The following is a 19,981-nucleotide window of genomic DNA, read 5'->3' as shown; positions in this document are numbered from 1 at the left end:
TCGCGGGCTTTTACATGCTTAGAAAGCGTGCTTAAAAAGTATAATTACTTCTTAGCTTCAGCTGCTTTTCTTTCTTTAACATCAGCGATAACTTTCTCAGATACACTGTTTGGACACTGACTGTAGTGAGAGAACTCCATAGAGAACTGACCACGGCCTGATGTCATAGTACGTAGTGAACTGATGTAACCGAACATTTCAGATAACGCTACGTCAGCCTTGATGCGAACACCAGTAACGCCAGCCATCTGATCTTTGATCATGCCACGGCGACGGTTAAGGTCACCAATAACATCACCAACGTGGTCATCTGGAGTGAACACGTCTACAGCCATGATTGGCTCAAGAAGCTTAGGATCAGCCTTTGGAATTGACTGACGGAAAGCGCCTTTTGCAGCGATTTCGAACGCGATAGCTGACGAATCAACTGCGTGGAAAGCACCATCTACAAGTTCTAGCTCAACATCAAGTACAGGGAAACCAGCGATAGTACCAGTATCCATTAAGCTCTTGAAGCCTTTCTCAACGGCTGGCCAGAATTCCTTAGGAACGTTACCACCAACAACTTTAGAGGTAAATGTTAAGCCAGTGTTGGCTTCGCCTGGACGGATAACATAGTCGATCTTACCGAACTGACCTGAACCACCAGACTGCTTCTTGTGGGTGTAGCTATCTTCAACTACCTTAGTGATAGTCTCACGGTATGCCACTTGTGGCTCACCGACGATTAGATCAACACCGTAGGTACGGCTAAGGATATCAACCTTAATGTCTAGGTGAAGTTCGCCCATGCCTCTAAGGATGGTTTCGCCTGAATCTTCATCAGTTTCAACGCGGAAAGTTGGATCTTCAGCAATCATCTTACCGATAGCGACACCCATCTTCTCACTGCCACCTTTGTCTTTCGGTTTAACAGAGATTGAGATAACTGGCTCTGGGAATACCATGGCTTCTAGTGTACAAGGGTGCTTAGGATCACATAAAGTGTGACCAGTTTGCACGTTCTTCATACCCACGATAGCGATGATGTCACCCGCTTGTGCTGAAGATAACTCGTTACGCTCATCGGCTTGCATCTCTACCATACGGCCAACACGCTCAGTCTTACCAGTGAACGAGTTAAGGATGGTGTCACCCTTGTTAAGACGACCCGAGTAGATACGTACGAAGGTCAGGGCACCGAAACGGTCATCCATGATCTTGAATGCAAGCGCTTTAAATGGCTCATCGGCAGATACGATAGCAAATTCACCATTTGGCTCGCCTTCTTCGTCAGTAAGCGGCTGTGGATCAACTTCTTGTGGCGCTGGTAAGTAATCAACAACGGCGTCAAGCAGAAGCTGCATGCCCTTGTTCTTAAATGCTGAACCACAGTATGTTGGGAAGAAATCTATTTTACGAGTACCAGTACGGATACAACGCTTGATGTCTTCGATAGAAATCTCTTCACCTTCCATGTACGCTTCTAGCAAATCGTCATCCTGCTCTAGGGCAGTTTCGATTAGCATTTCACGGTATTCTTCTACAAGGTCAACCATGTCAGCTGGAACATCTTCGATTCTATAGTTTTCAGCTTGTCCGGTTTCATCCCATATCCAAGCCTTACGGCTCAGTAGGTCAACCAGACCAGTGAACTCATCTTCGATACCGATAGGAAGTACCATGACGAGTGGTGTAGCACCCAGTACATCTACAGTCTGCTTAACAACGCGCAGGAAGTCGGCACCCATACGGTCTAACTTGTTGACGAAGATAATACGTGAAACTTCTGATTCGTTCGCATAACGCCAGTTAGTCTCTGACTGAGGCTCAACACCACCAGAACCACAGAATACGCCGATACCGCCATCAAGAACCTTAAGAGAACGATAAACTTCTACTGTGAAGTCAACGTGGCCAGGGGTGTCAATAACGTTAAAACGGTGATCGTTCCAAAAACAACTTACAGCAGCAGACTGAATGGTAATACCACGCTCAGCTTCCTGTTCCATGAAATCAGTTGTTGATTCGCCATCATGAACTTCACCGATCTTATGGATTTTACCGGTAAGCTTAAGGATACGCTCTGTTGTGGTGGTCTTACCCGCGTCAACGTGAGCGAAGATACCAATGTTTCTGTACTTTGATAAATCAGTCATTTTTCTACTCTATTGGAGTTACGTTCTAAAATTCGGGGGGAAGTATATCAACACTTTGGGAATATCTTTATAGATTTTTATTAAAATCGTCTACTTTCGGATAAATAAGCAAATGAAAGTATAGGTGTAATTATTTTTTTGTATGAGTAAGCTATTATATATCAATATGATACAGGTGGTTTCCAGTCTTTTTATGGCTGTTTTTTTGCTTATATCATTTTTAGCAAATGTGAACTTAGTTCAGTACTAATCAATCTCTCAAACCGTTTAATCTGACGTAGCAGTATTGTTTTATGATCTGAACCAGCGTTTTGGATGCGCTTCGTTGTTAGGATCGCCAAAATTTTACGAGTGAATTTACTATGCAATTAAATCTAGGCGAACTAACCGTCGAGAGATTCTTAAAAGAATATTGGCAAAAAAAACCTTTAGTTATTCGACAAGGCTTCAACAAGTTCAAAGACTTGCTTACACCTGAAGAGATGGCAGGTCTGGCATGTGATGAGCTGGTTGAATCACGTAGAGTCTACAAGAGTGAAGGTGAGTGGCAGGCCGAGTTTGGCCCTTTTGAGAGTTATGAACATTTAGGCGAGTCAGATTGGACCTTAATCGTTCAAGCCCTCAATAATTGGTTGCCGGATGCCGAGAAACTTATTCAGTGTTTTGATTTTATTCCAAGATGGCGCTTTGATGATGTGATGGTGAGTTATGCCACCCCTGGTGGCGGTGTTGGTCCACACATCGACTTGTATGATGTGTTTATCTGTCAAGGTTCTGGCCGACGTCGCTGGCGTGTGGGTGATCGTGGTCCACATAAAGAGTTTGCGGCCCATCCAGCACTACTGCATACAGAAGCCTTTGAGCCTATTATTGATGTAGAGTTATTACCGGGCGATATCTTGTATCTACCGCCAGGTTACCCGCACGACGGGGTCACTTTAGAAGCATCGATGAGCTTCTCTGTAGGGTATCGAACAGCTTCGGCAAAAGACATGGTCAGTGCCTTAGCCGATCACCTTATCGATAATGAATTAGGCTGTGAGCAGATAGAAGATCCTGACAGAGAATTAAGTCATCAAAGTGGGCGAGTTAACGCAACAGACTTAGCGCGGATTAAAGCGCAATTGTTAGCGACTCTGGATGATAAATTGATCAGCGAGTTTTCGGGGCGTTACCTGACCAACTCTAAATGTGAATTGGATCTGCCTGAGGACAATCTGGGCTTTCAGTGTGACGATGTACGTGAAATGTTGAATCAGCATGAGTTAACCAGATTAGGTGGACTGAAAGTGCTTTATTTCGATGCTTCAGTATCTCAGGGGGTGTTCTACATCAATGGGGAACAGGTGACTTTATCCTCAGAGCTAGCTGGTGTGATACCTGTGTTATGTGACAATCAGATGCTGAGCGCCGCCCGTTTGTCCACCTGGTTAGCTAATCCGACATTTATCGAAAAGTTAACCGATTGGATTAATAACGGATACTGGTATTTCGAAGAGGGTTGAGTCTCTTTATCCTAAGATAAATGGCGCCTTATACCGATTGGTATTAATAGGCGCCATTTTTTTATGATTATTTCTGCTCACTTTCACCGGTTAATGATAATAACCCCGAGTAAAGATCGGGACGTCTGTCTCTGAATAGGCCCCAGCTATGGCGTGCTTGGCCACTTGCATGCAGATCTATCTCTGCATAGATGATCTCATCATCGTTCCGGCCTGCTTCGGCTAACATTTTTCCCGTGTGGTCGGTAATAAATGAGGATCCATAGAAGCGAGTCTCTATCCCGTCATCTGTTTCTACGCCAGTTCTGTTCGCCGCTATTACTGGAATTAAATTCGCTGCAGCATGCCCTTGCATCGTCCGCTGCCAATGATCTTTGGAATCTAAGCTTAAATCTTGTGGTTCTGAGCCTATTGCGGTGGGATAAAAAATAGCTTCGGCGCCAGAGAGCGTCAGACTGCGGGCTAACTCTGGGAACCATTGGTCCCAACAGATCCCTGCACCGAAACGGCCATATCGTGTCTGCCATACCTTGAAACCGGTATCTCCTGGGTTGAAATAATACTTTTCGCAATAACCTGGGCCATCGGGGATGTGGGATTTCCTGTAGTTATCCAAAATACGTCCATCGGCATCGATCATCACCATTGAGTTGAAAAATGTGTTGCCTGATTTTTCAAAATAACTGACGGGGATCACCACCTTAAGTAACCCAGCAAGCTGACTCATTTTCTGTAGTAATTGATGATTATTACGGTCTGCGGCTAATTCAAAATATGTTGCCCTCTGCTGCTTACAAAAGTAAGGCGTGGCAAACAATTCCTGCAATACAATAACCTGGGCACCTTGTTGTGCCGCATCGGTGATGGCCTGGGTGACTTTAGATAAATTAGTATCGAGATCCCATGATAAAGCGAGTTGCACTGCAGCAAACTTAATGAGTTTTGACATGTAAAAACTGCCTCTATTAAATATTGAGTATTTGCAATAGTTGAAGGACTCAATCGATATTGAGCCACTTAAAATACCGTCATGACTCATCATCTGAGTCTATGATTATGCCGATTGATATTATTTACCTGTCTTGACCCGTGTCCACATTCGATTCATTGCTCGTTCATATTTTAGTGTTCGACCCTTATCGGTAAAGAGGTTTTCACGTGTCTTATTATCGGGATAGATACCGGGATGTGAGGTGATATCAGTGTCGACATAGTGGGTTGCATCTTTGTTAGCATTGGCATACCAGACATAGTTTGAGATCCCTGCTATCACTTGTGGCTCTAATATATGGTCGAGAAAGGCGTAGGCAGCATCAACATTTTTAGCATCGCTGGTGATATTGAAGGTGTCAGCCCAGCCTTGTGCCCCCTCTTGAGGAATAACATAGTTGATGTTTATCCCATTTTTTGCTTCGGTTGCACGATTTGCAGCCATAAATACATCTCCACTCCACCCCATAGCGAGGCAGATGTTGCCGCTGGCTAAATCTGTGACGTAAGAAGAGCTATGAAAGTAGGTGATATAGGGGCGTATTTCCAATAAATGCTCCTCAACCAGATTAAGATCGGCTAAATCCTGAGAGTTGGGGTTCTTGCCTAAATATTTGAGCATTGCACTGACGACTTCACTCGGAGCATCAACCATGGCGACACCGCAATGGGAAAATTTAGATATTGTCTCAACTTGAAACAAGAGCTCCCAGCTGTTAATAGCCCTGTCTCCGAGAATGGTCTCGACTTTATCTATGTTGTAGCCGATCCCCGTCGTTCCCCACATATAGGGAATAGCGTGTTGGTTGCCTTCATCGAAAGAAGCGACAATATCTAATACCTTAGGATCCAGGTGGTGGTAGTTTTTTAGGCGAGTCTTATCTAAGGGCTGAAATACCCCTACCTTTATTTGACGTTGTAAAAAAGAGCCTGAGGATACGACAAGATCGTACCCTGTCTTGCCTACCAGCAGCTTGGTCTCCGCCAGCTCCTGAGAATCATATACATCATAATTGATCTTTATACCCGTTTTAGCCTCAAATGAGGCTATTGCTTCTTCACTGATATAATCGGACCAATTATATATGTTGAGTGTATTTTCAGCCGCGGAGGTTGAGATGCTACACAGTGCTAATGTCGCTAACAGTATTTTTGTTTGAGTTTTCATCTTTGCTTCCTGTTGCACGTATCTGTTTAAGGTCTGATGTTACTTATTTAGCGGCAAACCTGCGTATTGTGGTTGAGTGATGCAAGCGACATTGCCCCCACCAAGTAATATCTCGCGGGCATTTTCGATCCCAATAACTTTATGTTTTGGAAACAGTGCGCTAAGTTTCGCCTGAGCGGGTTCATCCATTGGGTCATCGTAGGTTGGAACCATGATAATCTCGTTGCCAATGTAATAATTGATGTAGGAGGCGCAGATCTTAGTGCCTGCTACACGTGTATGGGTCCCAGTGGCAATATCAAGACCTGATGCTTCCTCTTCAGTCCATTCGAGTGCTTTAGGTTGCGGGATTTTATGAATTTTAATTGAACGACCTCTGGCATCTGTGCTGCGACTCAGGATCGCATAAGCTTCTTGATAGATCTCATATTGGGGATCGCTTTCATCGTCCGTCCATTGCAGCAGCAGTTCTCCAGGAGCAACCCAACAGGCGAGATCGTCGATATGGCCATCGGTTTCATCAAATTTGCAACCTCGAGGCAGCCAAATGATCTTCTCGACGCCCATATAATCTCTTAAATGCTGCTCAACAGCGTCTTTATTCAGGTGTCCGTTACGATTGGAATTAAGCAGGCATTGCTCCGTGGTGAGTAATGTGCCTTGGCCATCACATTGAATACCCCCCATTTCGGCAATTAATGGGGAGCGGTATCTATCCAAATTTTCTATTTCGAGGATCTTCTGCGCTATCAGATCATCTTTATCCCATGGAAAGTAAAGCCCACCATTTAGGCCTCCATAGGCATTAAATGTCCAATCTGTGCCTCTGACATCTCCTTTATCGTTCACCAGAAAAGCACAGGCCGAGTCTCTAAACCAGGCGTCATTGGTGCTCATTTCTACTACGCGAACCGTATCGGGTAACATGGCGCGCGCATTTTCATACTGATCCTGAGAAACGCAGACTGTGACCAGCTCGCTTTGTGCGATGGCAGTGCATATTTGAACCCAGACCTTTTGTGCAGGCTTCGCACCGTTACGCCAAACATCACAGCGCTCAGGCCAACCGAGCCAGCAACCTTTTTTGGGCTCAAACTCTCCGGGCATGCGAAAGCCATCTTGGCGTGGTGTGGAATGTAATGTACGTGGCATATTTTTACCTTGTCGTTTGTGTGGATAGCGTCAAACCTAACGAGGCAAAGGAGGAGGGTCTACTGATAAAAAGTGAACTAATTGTTTAGTTTTTCTCATGAATAATATCAATCAGTATAAGAAAGTTATCTACTCAGAGTATTTTTGGTCAATTAATTCAAGCAGAGATCAGCATTTAAAATGCTTAGATCTTATCAATGAATTGAGCATTTATCCGCGTCAGCAACCAGTCGATAAAAATGTTGAGTTTAGCGTCTCCGGTTTTGCGTTTTTCAGCAACCAGGTAATAATTTCCAAGGGAGGGGACACTTTGTTCGAAAGGACGTACTAAGTTACCGTTGGCTAAGTCTGCCGAGGCGGTATAGTTATCTCCGATAGCGACCCCGTAGCCTGCGATGGCTGCCTCTAGGGAGAGCCCTGCATGGGAGAAGTTGAGGTGTTGAGGAATATTAACAATTTGAGGTGCATGGGCACCCAGCCAAGTGGCCCAAGTTTTGCCATCTTGATCATCATGTAATAGGCGTTGGTGTGCCAAATCGAGTGGATGAGAGAGACAGTTGTTCTTTTCTAAGAACTGTGGGCTACATACAGGAAAAAATTGAATATGCTGAAGTGGTGTTACCCAATAACGATTCCAGTCGCCATCTCCCGCCCCATAGATGATATTCAGGTCGGCTTCTGAGTCGATGTTCTGCTCATCACTGTCGTGTTCAAGTAAACTGATATCGATGGCAGGGTAACGGTCAGCGAAATCGCCAATCTGCTTAATCAGCCATTTAGAAGAGAGTTCTGGTGGGGCAGAGATGATCAACCGTCCTGTTAACCCAGGTTTTACCGCTTTCTCGCATGCTTGTGCAATGATGTCGAAGGCTTCTTGTACTGCAGGTAGTAAATTTTTACCTGATTGAGTCAATTTTGCATTACGCCCTTGTTTCTCGAATAAGGAGATCCCTAATGCCTCCTCTAATGTCCTCACTTGATGGCTAATGGCGCTATTAGTGACACACAGCTCATCGGCAGCGCGAGAGAAGTGCTCATGTCTGGCAGCTGATTCAAATGCTCTTAAGGGATTTAATGGAGGAAGGCGACGCATAAGCCCCTAATATGGTAATTAAATGTAATGGTTAATGTTTGTCTAGATTAAGCCAAAAAAAGTGATATTAACAATAACAATTTAATCACTCTGTGTTTTAGTTAAAAGTTGAAGGCAACTAAATACTATTTATAAAGCATGAGAAGCGTATTTTTGCTAGAGTCCGCTTGAGAATAGTATTCGTGGTGATGGGAGTTTTCCTGTCAGAGGCAACACATTAGGAGCGTCCCATTGGCAATTGAACACAGCGAATTGACGGCTGAGTTAACTTCACTCAACTGCAGAACCAATTTTACCATTAAGAAAATCACCGAATACATGCTGCCGGAGCTCAAAGAGCCAATTTACCTTCATGGTAGTGACAAAGATTGCCAACTGGTGATCAGGCCTGCTTATGAAGTGTTTTTGACTGATCTTGCTGGGCTAGAAGGGGTTAAACACAAAGAAGGCTATTTTCATAATAATGAGATGACACGCTTTCCAAAGCGGGTACAGAAGAGCCTTAACGGTATTCATTATGGTCTAGGTTTCAAATTTGACGATAAAAAAGCGGTTAAGCGTTTTATCAAGCGCCTGATCGGCATCATCAATGGCGAGTAGCACCCAATTTGATAAGCGGTTAATCGTCGATAGGATTCTCTCGGGGCTGACTCTAGCCCGAGATGCTGCCATGTCTGCGGCGAAACAGGCCCATGAAACAGCCACACACAGTGAAACCGTCGCAAAGAGTAAGTATGAGACTTTCGGACTAGAAGCCTCATATCTCGCTCATGGGCAAGCTCAAAGAGTTGCAGAATGTGAAGCAGAGCTATTGGCCTATCAAAGCCTAAACTTGCTTGGTTGCTTCAATGAATTAACGATAGGGCTATCTAGCTTGGTCACCCTAGAGGATGAGTCGGGGACAGTGAGAACCTATTTCATCGGACCTGGTGCACCGGGCATGAAAATTGACTTCAAAATCGACAAGCATACAGATATTGACTTAAAGGTTGGTAGTGGCAAAAAACCAGAAGCTGAACAGGGGAGTATCATGGTCATCACTCCCTCATCTCCCTTGGGACAGTCACTGATGGGAAAGTCTCTTGATGATGCGGTTCAACTCAATATTGGCAATCGGCTTAAGATTTATGAGATCACTGGGCTGGAGTAATTTATACGCCTGCATTCCCTAGTTTATCCTATCTTTTATTACTGAATTTGTTCGTCTTTTTCTAATTTATCTTGATTTATTGGCTGTAATGGTTAGTTTGGTTTGTATCAGATATGTTGCGGTTCTGGTTTATTCGTTTGCCGCCATTAACCATTTTCCTGCAGGATTGCCAATCGATGTCGTGTATTGCTCCTTCGCATGCTTTGCTAAACCTAGCTCACACCCGTTGTTTATTTGTGGGAGCAGTCAGAGGTGTGTTGCTGATATGTGTATGCTTGGCACAGATATTCTTAGGCGTTCAGGCTCAAGATCTCGAGCCCAGAAGTTTCACTAATATTCCTATTGGAATGAATTTTATGGTGCTGGGTTACGCGCATTCTCAAGGGGAAGTTTCTCCCTCTCCCGGAGCACCAGTTGAAGATGTACAACTCAAAATTGATGGCGCCGCTATCGGTTATGCCCACTCTTTTTCTATGGGGGGACGCTCATCCAAAATAGACATGGGAGTATCGCGGGTCTGCTTCGATGGCAGCGCCATGTTAGCCGGTGAAACCATCACTGCGGACAGATGTGGTTATACCGATCCAAGTATCAAGCTAACTTGGAATTTCTTTGGTGCTCCAGCGTTATCGCCCAAAGAATTTGCATCGTGGAAACAAGGTGTTGTGGTAGGTACCAGTCTCCAAGTCACTGCGCCGATAGGGAGTTATGATGAAACCAGGTTGCTTAATGCTGGCACTAATCGCTGGGTTTTTCGTCCGGGAATAGGTATGTCTCAGAAGCTGGGACGCTGGTATTACAACCTGATTGCTTCGGCAAGAATATACGGTGATAACGATGAGTATTATAAAGGTATCAGCTTAACCCAAGAGCCTCAGTACATCTTTCAGGGGCACCTCATCTATTCCATTAGTCCTGGACATTGGATTTCGGTTAACTCAAATTACTTTTTTGGCGGCGAGACCACCAAAGGAGATATTGAGTCAAATGATTATCAGGAAAACTCTCGATTGGGTTTAACATACTCAATCCCTCTGAGCAGACATCACAGTATCAAGCTAAATTACAGCAAAGGGGTACTGACTCGAGTGGGCAATGACTTTGACTCCTTTGGGGCATTTTGGTTGTACAATTTTTAAGTCTTATATGACTGGAGATAAATAATGAAAAATCGCTGTTTATTATTACTAAGTACTCTACTTTTATTATCTGGGTGTAACTTAGCTAATCACGGCTCATTTATCGCACAAACCTATCATTCAAATTTTGATGGAGGTGAAAAAGAACTTGTGGCTCTAGGCCTAGTTGAGGGGAAAAGCTGCCAGACTTCAGCTGTCTATCTTATTCCCTACGGTGAGTCGGCTTCTACCCAAGGGGCGATAGCCGATGCTAAGTCTCGTATCGAGGGCACAGTATTTTTAACTGATGTCGCCATCGATGATAAATTATGGCTCGAGTTTGGTTACTCGGTGCAATGTATCCTAGTGACTGCCACCGCTTATGGCGAAAAACGTGATTCAGTCCCTCAGCAATGAGATCTATTTAGGTAATAAATTGTTTTGCTAGCTTATCTAAATCTTTCGATAGTGCAAGAAGTGCCTGAATGGTGTCGGAGACCTTGTTGAGGGACTCTGTATTGTCGTAACCTAGGGACACTATTTGATTAACACTCTTGCTCAGCTCTTCGGCCACATGGGATTGCTCGTTAACCGCGGTGGCTATCTGTTCTGACATGCTGCTTATCGAGCTGGTGGCATCGAGAATTCCTGTGATTGAGGCTTCGGAGCGTTTTGCATTGTCCACCGCTGTGGCACTTAATTTAAAGGACGCTAGTGTAGACTCGACCGCAGTATTTGTGCTTGTTCTGAGACCATCTATCTTCTCCTTAATCTCTAAAGTGCTGGCTTGGGTGCGTTGAGCCAAGCCACGCACCTCATCGGCGACAACGGCAAATCCACGACCATGTTCACCGGCTCTTGCTGCCTCGATAGCGGCGTTGAGCGCGAGTAAATTGGTCTGCTCTGCGACGCCGTTGATTACATCCATGACAGAGACTATCCCTTGAACATTGTCATCTAATGAATTGATGGCATGTTCAGAACTCTTAAGTTGCAGTGCAAGCTGTTCGATGGATGTGACCGTCTCTTGTAAGATCAATGCCACGGCTTGGGTATCTTTACGTGCTTGCTCGGCCGACTCTGCGGTTTGATTGACCCGGCTCGCGACTTCACCCGCAGAAGATGACATCTGTGTGATGGCAGTCGCCATCTGATCGGTTTCTTGCTGCTGAGCCGCAATGAGTTGAATACTTTCTTTGGCATCTTCATTGGCCTGCATGGCTTGAATACTGGTCTTGTTGACAGATTCCTGAAATGCCCTGACGATATCCTGGATCATCTCAACAAATCGATTGAACCCCTGACTAACCCGTTCAAACTCGTCTTGATCGCCGACGTGTAAGCGTTGGGTGAGATCGCTTTGGCCTCTGTCCATATTTTCTAATGCGAGAGTGAGTTTAAGCAGAGGTTTAGCAATTAATGCCTTATATAACGTATAGGTGATAAGGATAATTAACAGCCCGAGGGAGAAGGCTTCGATGACTGAGATGAGGAGTAAATCATTAAGCTCGGCTTGTATGCTGTGATCGTCAATATAGATGGCCAGCTGGCCAACGGAGTTAGACTCTTCGTCTTCAACGAATACCAGAGGTACGCTTACCTTCTCAGGAGTCATACTTTCGCCAACGGTTGCGAGAACCTCGCTCTTATCATTGATAAATTCAATAGAAGCGATATGTTCAGAGGCTTGCTCAGACTTCAAAATACTCACAATGCGTTCTTGCTCGAAGTTCCAAATAGCGGTGGGGAGGTTTAACTCCAACCGTGACACAGCATGCTGGATCTGTTGTCGCTGACGGTCTTCGAGCAAGCTTTTTTGGCTGTGATAACTCATGATACTCATCACAGTGATTAAGATGCTTACCGCGATCAGCGTCGCGACAATAAGCCTAAAGGCAATCGACTTGATAATGTTCATAGGATCACTTCCAATCACTGAGCCCATAAACAGATAATATCTGCTGCAATTTACCTGATTCTCTGAGCTGCTTGGTTCCCTTGTCTACGATATCGATATATTCCTGACTGCTGGCCTTATTGGGTGAGCAAGCGATAAATAGTGGAGTAGGGTTACCATCTTCCCCCCCTGAGACAATGTTTTCTGATAGCCCCATTTCACTGACTTTTGCGGCGCCTACCGCTTGTGATTCGATGACTATATCAAGCCTACCTGCGTTGAGTTTCTTGAAGTTTTTTTCCAGTGCATCATTACCTGTCGCGGCTTTGAATGATGCATGTTTTGACTCGATCAAGGAGTCAATCTTATCTCCGTAGGAGTAACCGGAAATGATGCCAATCTTTTTGCCTTTTAATGAAGCATCACCATCAAAGCGCCAGCTGTCACCGGCTTTTACATAAAAAGAGGAAACATCGGTTCCCCATGACTCTTTAGGGAAAATAAAGTCAGGAGCATCGTCGGTGTAAGCGCCTATCACACAATCAAAATTACCTTCGCGGACCTGATCGACGGCTCGTTCCCATGGCATCATTTTATACTCGATCTGATGACCGGCAGCCGTAAAAATCTCATTGGCAAAGTCAATCATGTATCCCGCGGGTGTAGCACCAGGGGCAGCGTTCATAGGAAACCATTCATCACTGCGTATTGACACCGTCGCGCTATTTGCTAAGAAGCTAAATAGCAACAGGCTGAGTAGAGGGCTGAACTTATTCATTTTGATTCCTAAGTACTAGAAAATTGAGCGTACTAAGAAGTCTAGTCAATGAAAGAAGCTTTATCGAACAATAACTATGGGTTGTTAATCGCCTCAGTTTTCGTCAAGAACTTGATACCAATCGGTATCAGTCCCCGTTATGAGGTCTATAAGAGAATTTGGCTGAATGTGCCTTTGATAAAGGAGTATTGTGAGTAGGAGCTGTTGAAACTATCCGCTAGATTAAATACTCTAGTGAATAGCGTCGTTTAAACAATAGCCCAATGAGGTCACATGAAACTAAGCCCAAAGTCCATGAAACGGTTTCTTAATCTTTATCCACCCTATATTGGATCGGGTATTAAAATCACCTACCTCAGTGAGGACTGGCGTGAACTTCATGTGGCTATGTCGGTGCGTTGGTATAACCGTAATGCGGTCAACACCCACTTTGGTGGTAGTCTATATTCCATGGTTGACCCTCACCTGATGCTCCTGTTCATGCAACTATTAGGTAAGGATTATTTTATTTGGGATAAAGCCGCCGATATTGAGTTTATTAAGGCAACCAGAAAGGCGGTGAAGTGTGTTATCAAAATTTCAGATAAAGATCTCGAACTGATAAAACAACATACCCAAGCGGGTGACAAGTATTTGCCTAAATTCTGTTTAGAGATAAAAGATGAAACTGGTGAGGTCATCGCGAAAGTTAACAAGACACTCTATGTAAAAAGAAAGCCTGCTAAGCTATGACAAACTAAGAAGAAACAGAGTTAGTCCTGCTAGCGTTTACTTTGTTTATTTTGATACATGAGTTGGTCTGCTTTCTCTATCATCTCCTCAAGGGTGTGTAATTCGTGATGTTTGAAAATTAATCCACCATAGCTAACCGATGTTAAACCATTCGGGTCGTGTTCTTTGATAAATAGCTGATAGTTTTTGATAATACGCTGTGACAACTCTCTGAGGACTTGGTTGTAAGGTGCTTCATTGTCTTTATCAAACACTGACATGACAATAAATTCATCGCCGCCAACGCGCGCTTTAATATCATTATCACGACAACTGACTTCCAAAGCTTTGGCCAAAGTTAAAATGCATCGATCGCCAAGTTGGTGACCAAACTGATCGTTCATCTGTTTAAGGTTATCGATATCAAGATATGTCAGCCCTATGATATGTTTTGACCGTTTGGCATCTTTGATGCGTTGCTCGCCAAGGATCATTAAGCCGCGTCGATTATACAGACCTGTTAATTCATCGGTTAATGCTAAACTCTTAAGCTCTTCGTAATCACAGAACATCTTAAGATCGGCAGTGATTAGCTGACAAAATTGTTCAAGCATTTTTAATAATGTAGTGGAGTACTGACTGGCTTTATTGTCAATGACACAGATGGTGCCAAACAATGAGCCATCAGGCCAATAAATGGGTAAGCCGCAATAAGATCGTACTGGCCCATCGGTTACAGGAGGCGCATCTTGCCAGTATTGATCTTCTAGCGAGTTGTCCACATACAGCAGTTTTTTAGTTTCAATGATTTTACGGCAAAAACTCTTCATCTCCCAAGGCCAGCTGTCGTCTCGTTCCAGAAAGTTGTCTTCATTACTGCTGGTGACGACGACATTAAATTCATTCTGACGAAACTGCACAATTGAACCATTGACTGAACCATACAACTCAGACATCAAATCAACGGTTTGCTGCCACTTATCGAGATCGATACTGCTTTGCTTACTACTTGATAGACAGTCCTGAACATTAAACATCTGGTTACCAAATATTATTGTTATTACTTTATTATAGAAGAACAAATAGTAGATTTTTAATGAAAGTTTGGCACTGTATTTGTAATGTCTGTTCAGGCCGTGCCTGTTCAGGTAATGTCAGGTCAGTGACGTAAGTGATAGGACAATCAATATGAAACAATCGATAGTACATATCGCATTGGTGGTCAGGGATTATGACGAAGCCATCGATTTCTATGTCAACAAGTTAAAGTTTGAACTTGTCGAAGACACTTATCAAGCGGAGCAAGATAAACGTTGGGTAGTGGTGTCTCCACCAGGTTCCTCCGGAGTGAGTTTGCTACTGGCTAGGGCGTCTAAAGCTGAACAAGACCGTTTTATTGGTGATCAAGCGGGAGGAAGAGTGTTCTTGTTCCTCAATACCGATGATTTTTGGCGTGATTATGAGCGCATGCTTGCTGAAGGAATACATTTTGTTAGAGCACCTAAGGAGCAAGAGTATGGCACCGTTGCCGTATTTGAAGATCTGTACGGCAACTTATGGGACCTACTCCAGCTCAATGATGATCATCCTATGGTCGTACGTAATCGGTCTTGAAATTTAGGCTAGAAATTAGCATTCAGGGTAAGTTTAAATTGCATGGAAGTGTTTAAATGAAGATTGAAGTGATTAACGAAGAAAATTCGATAGTTCTTGATGCGCTCGTTGACGGTGTACGTGAGTACAACATTGAGCATATGGGGCCTGAAACATCTAAGCCTTTAACTGTGGTGATGCGTAATGAAGATGATAAGTTGATTGGCGGTGTCTCGGGCCGGACTATCTATAAAAATTTTCTCATCGGCGTAGTCTGGGTAGATAAAGTGGCAAGAGGTACAGGTCTGGGTCGTCAATTGATGGAACTTGCTGAGATTGAGGCAAAGAAGCGAGGTTGTGTAGTGGCCCAGCTTGATACATTATCTTTTCAAGCTCCACTATTTTATCAAAAGCTTGGCTTTGACGTTGTCGGAAGTGTGCCCGCGTTACCGGACAGTCCTGAACGATATTTTCTGTTGAAGAATTATTAGCTAAATAGCCTTAATTAAGCTATTGCAGTAATTAACTCAAGACTATTGGGTTAAAAACACCGATAATTGCCCCAATTAAGACAATCTCGCCGATAGATATCGCACGACTCTGGACATATTCAATGGAAATCAAAGTAAATTTTCTCGACAATCTAAGACTGGAAGCAAAGTTTGATGACTTTAATGTCACTGCTGATCAGCCTATTCGCTATAAGGGCGATGGCTCAGCCCCTAGTCCTTTTGATTATTTTTTAGCATCGTCAGCGCTTTGTGCCGCCTATTTTATCAAGGTGTATTGTAAAGCCCGTGATATACCGACTGAAAATATCAGATTGTCGCAAAATAACATTGTCGATCCTGAAGATAGATACAATCAAATATTCCAAATTCAGGTAGAACTGCCTGATGATATCTCTGATAAAGATCGTCAAGGGATCTTACGCTCGATAGAACGTTGCACCGTAAAAAAAGTGGTACAAACCGGTCCAGAGTTTAAAATTGAAACGGTTGAAAACCTAGACGCTGATGCCAATGCTATGTTGATGGGGCAGCCTGAAGGTGATTCAAGTACCTACATTGTGGGTAAAGATCTTCCCCTTGAAGAAACCATTTCTAACATGACCAGTATGCTGGCCGATCTCGGAATGAAGATTGAGATCTCATCGTGGCGTAACATAGTGCCAAACGTATGGTCACTGCATATTCGTGACGCTGCATCACCTATGTGTTTTACCAATGGTAAAGGCGCAACCAAAGAGAGCGCACTTTGCTCTGCACTGGGCGAGTTTATCGAACGCTTGAACTGTAATTTCTTCTATAACGATCAATTCTTTGGTGAAGAGATCGCTAACAGCGAATTTGTGCATTATCCCAATGAAAAATGGTTCGAATTAACAGATGATGATTCGCTACCAGTGGGCATGCTCGATGACTATTGTTTAGATATCTATAACCCGAGTGGCGAGCTGAGTGGCTCAAATCTGATTGATACCAACTCAGGTAACATCGAACGGGGTATTTGTACCATTCCGTATACGCGTCACTCTGATGGCGAAACGGTGTACTTCCCGTCTAACTTAATCGAAAATTTATTCTTAAGTAACGGTATGAGTGCGGGTAACAATCTGCAAGAAGCGCAGGTGCAGTGTCTGTCTGAGATTTTTGAGCGCGCGGTAAAACGCCAAATTATCGAACAAGAGATTGTCTTGCCAGATGTGCCACAGTCAGTGCTAGAGAAGTACCCTAGCATCTTGGCCGGCATTGAAGGATTAGAAGCGCAAGGTTTCCCAGTTGTGGTTAAAGATGCCTCCTTGGGCGGAGAGTTTCCGGTCATGTGTGTCACCCTAATGAACCCGAAAACCGGTGGTGTATTCGCCTCGTTTGGTGCTCACCCAAGTCTCGAAGTGGCGTTAGAGCGTAGCCTTACAGAGCTGTTACAAGGTCGCAGTTTTGAAGGGCTCAATGATGTGCCTAAGCCTACCTTCAATAGCATGGCAGTGACAGAACCTGAAAACTTTGTTGAGCACTTTATCGATTCAACAGGTGTGATCTCGTGGCGCTTCTTTAGCAGCAAGTATGACTTTGAATTCTGCGAGTGGGATTTCTCTGGTACGAACGAAGAGGAAGCTAATAGCTTATTTGGCATTCTAGCGTCGCTGGGTAAAGAGGTTTATACCGCAGAATTTGATCAACTAGGTGCCTCTGTGTGTCGCATGTTAGTGCCTGAATTCTCTGAAGTGTATCCGGTTGAAGACCTTATCTGGGACAACACCAATAAATCACTCGATTACCGCGAAGATATTTTAAATCTGCATTCTTTAACTGATGATGAGCTGGTGGATCTCGTTAACCGTCTAGATGAAAGCCAGCAAGATAATTACACAGATATACGCACCATGATTGGCATCGTGTTTGATGAAAACACCGTCTGGGGCCAGTTAACCATTATCGAGCTGAAAATTCTTATTTTCCTTGCATTAGGCGCACACGATGAAGCGATGGAACTTGTCGGCGATTTCTTACAGTTTAACGATAATACGGTTGAGCGTGGTCTATTCTATCAAGCTGTGAGTGCTGTACTAGAAGTCGCTTTAGACGAAGAATTAGAACTTGAGCACTTCATCCATAACTTCAACCGTATGTTTGGTGAAGTAGTGATGCAAAATGTTGTCGGCTCAGTTAATGGTGAGATTCGATTCTTCGGACTGACTAAAACCAGCATGGCACTAGAAGGCATTGAGCCGCATCTGAGATTGATTGAAAGTTATAAAAAATTACATCAAGCCCGTAAAGCACAAGTTAAACAGTAATTTGATTAATATGCGTTAAGTCATGTATTACAGCCCAAGCCCATCAATGATGGGCTTTTTATTAGGTGCTGAACGCCTATTGAACATTTTGCCCTTAAGAGGACTTTCGGTTGAGCCCCTGAGAGTGACTGACTATCAATAATTAATCCTCAGCTTCATATTGGTTAGCCTAGTAAAAGAGGGCATATCTTTGTGGGCCCTGCTATAATCGCCTGGCCTATATAATGCGAGTGAATACTCGTGTTATTTTCTGTTTTGCTATTATCTTGAGATCTGTCCATGTCCTTCTCCTCCCTTGGTTTAAGCCAACCTTTACTCGATGCCCTTAATGAACTCGGCTATCACACGCCAACACCGATCCAAGCTGAGGCGATCCCACTTGCGCTAAAAGGTAAAAGTCTTATCGCTGCGGCCCAAACCGGCAGTGGTAAAACGGCAACATTTGTATTGCCTATTCTTGAAATGCTCTCAAAGGGGGAGACACAAAGAAAAAAACGCGCCAGAGCATTGATTTTAGCGCCGACAAGAGAGCTTGCGATTCAGGTCAATCAAAGTATTGAGACCTATGGTCAACATTTGGGGCTTAAGTCTGTTGCCATATATGGTGGTGTAGATTATGCGCCGCAAAAGCAGCAGCTAATTGAAGGTGTAGATATTGTCGTAGCCACTCCAGGGCGTTTACGGGATCTATATACTCAACGTTCGATTCATTTTGATGAAATCGAGATGTTAGTGCTGGACGAAGCTGACAGAATGCTCGATATGGGCTTTATCGAAGATATTAATAAGATTGTCGATACCTTACCTCAGAACAGACAGAACCTGTTATTTTCAGCCACTTTATCGAGACAAGTCAGAGAGCTAGCTAAAGACACTAGCCCTGATGCGATTCAGCTTTCCGTCACTAAAAAAACGCAAGGCAAGCCAAATATTGAACAGTGGTTGGTTACAGTAGATAAGGATAAAAAGTCGGCGTTATTGAGCCATTTAATCAAACAAAATGAGTGGCCTCAGGCACTTATTTTTATAGAAACTAAGCATGGCGCTGGAAAGCTGGTAAGCCAACTTGAAAAGCGTGGTATCGAGGCTGAATGTATTCATAGTGGCCGTACTCAAGCCATTCGTGAGCAGATCTTAGCTGATTTCAAATCCGGTAAGGTTCGCTACTTAATTTCGACTGGGATCTCGGCGCGTGGTATCGATATCGACGAGCTACCTTTGGTGATCAATTATGATTTACCATACCCAGCTGACGAATACGTTCACCGCATTGGTCGTACCGGTAGAGCGGGGGCTGCTGGTGAGGCAATATCTTTGGTGTCGAAAGATGATTTTAAGAACCTGTGTATGATCGAAAGTCGCTTAGAGCATTTGATCGAACGACGTGAAATTGAAGAGTTTGCGCCCAAGAAAGTAGTGCCAGTTTCTGTGTTGAATTTTGTGCCTAAAAATAAGCCAGTAAGAGACAGCAAAGAAAGTGGCCCTAAGGGGAGAAACGTTAAACCTCGCAGTGATAAAGGCTCTTCAAGAGTGCAATCACACAAGGGTAAGCCTCAAAAATCTGAGCGAACGAATAGTCACACAGTGAGCAACGAAGGTTCAACTGAAGACACTGCGGATAACAAGCTACCGCTCAATCCCTGGGGTCGTCACTAAATGTACAGTTAAGACTAGAAAGGCTCGTTTTAAACGGGCCTTTCTCTTTTCTCGTCTCATTATTTTTCATATTCTACTGTTTTTGCCTCTGTCATTTTTGTATAGAGCCATCAGATCATCGTTTTGTGCTAAAATATTTCCCCATTTGGGCTTAAGAGCTGAGAGTATTACTTGCGTAATACAGTCTTAACTCCTATGATCGACTCGCGTAATTACAGACATTATTCTTAGA

General features: G+C 43.8%; 18 protein-coding genes. 10 read left to right on the top strand and 8 right to left on the bottom strand.

Annotated features, from left to right (window positions below; all coding sequences use genetic code 11):
• Positions 1–44: 44 nt before the first annotated feature.
• Positions 45–2,138: an elongation factor G gene (gene fusA / locus FM038_RS13035; protein ID WP_142870948.1), complete on the bottom strand. Its 2,094-nt coding sequence runs from the start codon at positions 2,136–2,138 to the stop codon at positions 45–47.
• 362 nt (positions 2,139–2,500) lie between these two features.
• Between fusA and FM038_RS13030 the strand changes: the two genes are divergently transcribed.
• Positions 2,501–3,643 carry a ribosomal protein uL16 3-hydroxylase gene (locus FM038_RS13030; RefSeq protein WP_195873022.1) on the top strand — a complete coding sequence of 381 codons (1,143 nt, stop codon included), beginning with the start codon at positions 2,501–2,503 and terminating at the stop codon, positions 3,641–3,643.
• Between the two features lie 67 nt (positions 3,644–3,710).
• Here FM038_RS13030 and aguB read toward each other — a convergent pair whose 3' ends face one another.
• From aguB to gcvA, 4 genes are all read right to left on the bottom strand, one after another.
• Positions 3,711–4,592, bottom strand: coding sequence for an N-carbamoylputrescine amidase (gene aguB / locus FM038_RS13025; RefSeq protein ID WP_142870947.1), 882 nt, complete (start codon positions 4,590–4,592; stop codon positions 3,711–3,713).
• A 120-nt stretch (positions 4,593–4,712) separates the two neighbouring features.
• Positions 4,713–5,801: a polyamine ABC transporter substrate-binding protein gene (locus FM038_RS13020; protein ID WP_142870946.1), complete on the bottom strand. Its 1,089-nt coding sequence runs from the start codon at positions 5,799–5,801 to the stop codon at positions 4,713–4,715.
• 39 nt (positions 5,802–5,840) lie between these two features.
• A complete protein-coding gene (gene aguA / locus FM038_RS13015; RefSeq protein WP_195873021.1) occupies positions 5,841–6,953 on the bottom strand; it encodes an agmatine deiminase in 1,113 nt (370 codons plus the stop codon).
• 184 nt (positions 6,954–7,137) lie between these two features.
• Positions 7,138–8,046: a transcriptional regulator GcvA gene (gene gcvA / locus FM038_RS13010; RefSeq protein WP_142870945.1), complete on the bottom strand. Its 909-nt coding sequence runs from the start codon at positions 8,044–8,046 to the stop codon at positions 7,138–7,140.
• Between the two features lie 231 nt (positions 8,047–8,277).
• Here gcvA and FM038_RS13005 point away from each other — a divergent pair, with 231 nt between their 5' ends.
• The 4 genes from FM038_RS13005 (at position 8,278) to FM038_RS12990 (ending at position 10,731) form a co-directional block, all read left to right on the top strand.
• Positions 8,278–8,646: a hypothetical protein gene (locus FM038_RS13005; RefSeq protein ID WP_142870944.1), complete on the top strand. Its 369-nt coding sequence runs from the start codon at positions 8,278–8,280 to the stop codon at positions 8,644–8,646.
• Positions 8,636–9,196 carry a GreA/GreB family elongation factor gene (locus tag FM038_RS13000; RefSeq protein ID WP_142870943.1) on the top strand — a complete coding sequence of 187 codons (561 nt, stop codon included), beginning with the start codon at positions 8,636–8,638 and terminating at the stop codon, positions 9,194–9,196. Before FM038_RS13005 ends, FM038_RS13000 begins: the two co-directional genes overlap by 11 nt.
• 275 nt (positions 9,197–9,471) lie before the next feature.
• A complete protein-coding gene (locus FM038_RS12995; protein ID WP_223292859.1) occupies positions 9,472–10,335 on the top strand; it encodes a transporter in 864 nt (287 codons plus the stop codon).
• Positions 10,336–10,359: 24 nt separating this feature from the next.
• Positions 10,360–10,731, top strand: coding sequence for a hypothetical protein (locus FM038_RS12990; RefSeq protein ID WP_223292858.1), 372 nt, complete (start codon positions 10,360–10,362; stop codon positions 10,729–10,731).
• 7 nt (positions 10,732–10,738) lie between these two features.
• Here FM038_RS12990 and FM038_RS12985 read toward each other — a convergent pair whose 3' ends face one another.
• Both FM038_RS12985 and FM038_RS12980 read right to left on the bottom strand, forming a co-directional pair.
• Positions 10,739–12,232 (bottom strand): methyl-accepting chemotaxis protein, encoded by a 1,494-nt coding sequence (locus FM038_RS12985; protein ID WP_185965683.1) that lies wholly within the window; start codon positions 12,230–12,232, stop codon positions 10,739–10,741.
• A gap of 4 nt (positions 12,233–12,236) precedes the next feature.
• Positions 12,237–12,989 (bottom strand): substrate-binding periplasmic protein, encoded by a 753-nt coding sequence (locus FM038_RS12980; RefSeq protein ID WP_142870941.1) that lies wholly within the window; start codon positions 12,987–12,989, stop codon positions 12,237–12,239.
• 273 nt (positions 12,990–13,262) lie between these two features.
• Between FM038_RS12980 and FM038_RS12975 the strand changes: the two genes are divergently transcribed.
• Positions 13,263–13,721 carry a DUF4442 domain-containing protein gene (locus FM038_RS12975; RefSeq protein ID WP_142870940.1) on the top strand — a complete coding sequence of 153 codons (459 nt, stop codon included), beginning with the start codon at positions 13,263–13,265 and terminating at the stop codon, positions 13,719–13,721.
• Between the two features lie 29 nt (positions 13,722–13,750).
• Here the strand turns inward: FM038_RS12975 and FM038_RS12970 are convergent, their stop codons facing one another.
• Positions 13,751–14,737 (bottom strand): sensor domain-containing diguanylate cyclase, encoded by a 987-nt coding sequence (locus tag FM038_RS12970; RefSeq protein WP_142870939.1) that lies wholly within the window; start codon positions 14,735–14,737, stop codon positions 13,751–13,753.
• Positions 14,738–14,888: 151 nt separating this feature from the next.
• Here FM038_RS12970 and FM038_RS12965 point away from each other — a divergent pair, with 151 nt between their 5' ends.
• The 4 genes from FM038_RS12965 (at position 14,889) to FM038_RS12950 (ending at position 19,749) form a co-directional block, all read left to right on the top strand.
• Positions 14,889–15,314 (top strand): VOC family protein, encoded by a 426-nt coding sequence (locus FM038_RS12965; RefSeq protein ID WP_142870938.1) that lies wholly within the window; start codon positions 14,889–14,891, stop codon positions 15,312–15,314.
• 56 nt (positions 15,315–15,370) lie between these two features.
• Positions 15,371–15,784, top strand: a complete 414-nt coding sequence (locus FM038_RS12960) for a GNAT family N-acetyltransferase (protein WP_142870937.1) — start codon at positions 15,371–15,373, stop codon at positions 15,782–15,784.
• A gap of 122 nt (positions 15,785–15,906) precedes the next feature.
• Positions 15,907–18,093, top strand: coding sequence for an OsmC domain/YcaO domain-containing protein (locus tag FM038_RS12955; RefSeq protein WP_142870936.1), 2,187 nt, complete (start codon positions 15,907–15,909; stop codon positions 18,091–18,093).
• Between the two features lie 279 nt (positions 18,094–18,372).
• On the top strand, positions 18,373–19,749 hold the full coding sequence (locus FM038_RS12950; RefSeq protein WP_142870935.1) for a DEAD/DEAH box helicase: 1,377 nt from the start codon (positions 18,373–18,375) through the stop codon (positions 19,747–19,749).
• Positions 19,750–19,981: the final 232 nt, after the last annotated feature.

Source organism: Shewanella eurypsychrophilus (assembly GCF_007004545.3).
Taxonomy (GTDB): domain Bacteria; phylum Pseudomonadota; class Gammaproteobacteria; order Enterobacterales; family Shewanellaceae; genus Shewanella; species Shewanella eurypsychrophilus.
Note: the sequence above shows the minus strand (reverse complement) of the source record. Positions and strands in the feature narration are given on the sequence as shown.

Coding starts and splice junctions, on each gene's coding strand:
- FM038_RS12975 (WP_142870940.1), top strand. CDS start 13,263: ATGAAACTAAGCCCAAAGTCCATGAAACGGTTTCTTAATCTTTATCCA.
- gcvA (WP_142870945.1), bottom strand. CDS start 8,046: ATGCGTCGCCTTCCTCCATTAAATCCCTTAAGAGCATTTGAATCAGCT.
- FM038_RS13020 (WP_142870946.1), bottom strand. CDS start 5,801: ATGAAAACTCAAACAAAAATACTGTTAGCGACATTAGCACTGTGTAGC.
- FM038_RS12955 (WP_142870936.1), top strand. CDS start 15,907: ATGGAAATCAAAGTAAATTTTCTCGACAATCTAAGACTGGAAGCAAAG.
- aguA (WP_195873021.1), bottom strand. CDS start 6,953: ATGCCACGTACATTACATTCCACACCACGCCAAGATGGCTTTCGCATG.
- FM038_RS12970 (WP_142870939.1), bottom strand. CDS start 14,737: ATGTTTAATGTTCAGGACTGTCTATCAAGTAGTAAGCAAAGCAGTATC.
- aguB (WP_142870947.1), bottom strand. CDS start 4,592: ATGTCAAAACTCATTAAGTTTGCTGCAGTGCAACTCGCTTTATCATGG.
- FM038_RS12990 (WP_223292858.1), top strand. CDS start 10,360: ATGAAAAATCGCTGTTTATTATTACTAAGTACTCTACTTTTATTATCT.
- FM038_RS12980 (WP_142870941.1), bottom strand. CDS start 12,989: ATGAATAAGTTCAGCCCTCTACTCAGCCTGTTGCTATTTAGCTTCTTA.
- FM038_RS12960 (WP_142870937.1), top strand. CDS start 15,371: ATGAAGATTGAAGTGATTAACGAAGAAAATTCGATAGTTCTTGATGCG.
- fusA (WP_142870948.1), bottom strand. CDS start 2,138: ATGACTGATTTATCAAAGTACAGAAACATTGGTATCTTCGCTCACGTT.
- FM038_RS12950 (WP_142870935.1), top strand. CDS start 18,373: ATGTCCTTCTCCTCCCTTGGTTTAAGCCAACCTTTACTCGATGCCCTT.
- FM038_RS13030 (WP_195873022.1), top strand. CDS start 2,501: ATGCAATTAAATCTAGGCGAACTAACCGTCGAGAGATTCTTAAAAGAA.
- FM038_RS12985 (WP_185965683.1), bottom strand. CDS start 12,232: ATGAACATTATCAAGTCGATTGCCTTTAGGCTTATTGTCGCGACGCTG.
- FM038_RS12965 (WP_142870938.1), top strand. CDS start 14,889: ATGAAACAATCGATAGTACATATCGCATTGGTGGTCAGGGATTATGAC.
- FM038_RS13000 (WP_142870943.1), top strand. CDS start 8,636: ATGGCGAGTAGCACCCAATTTGATAAGCGGTTAATCGTCGATAGGATT.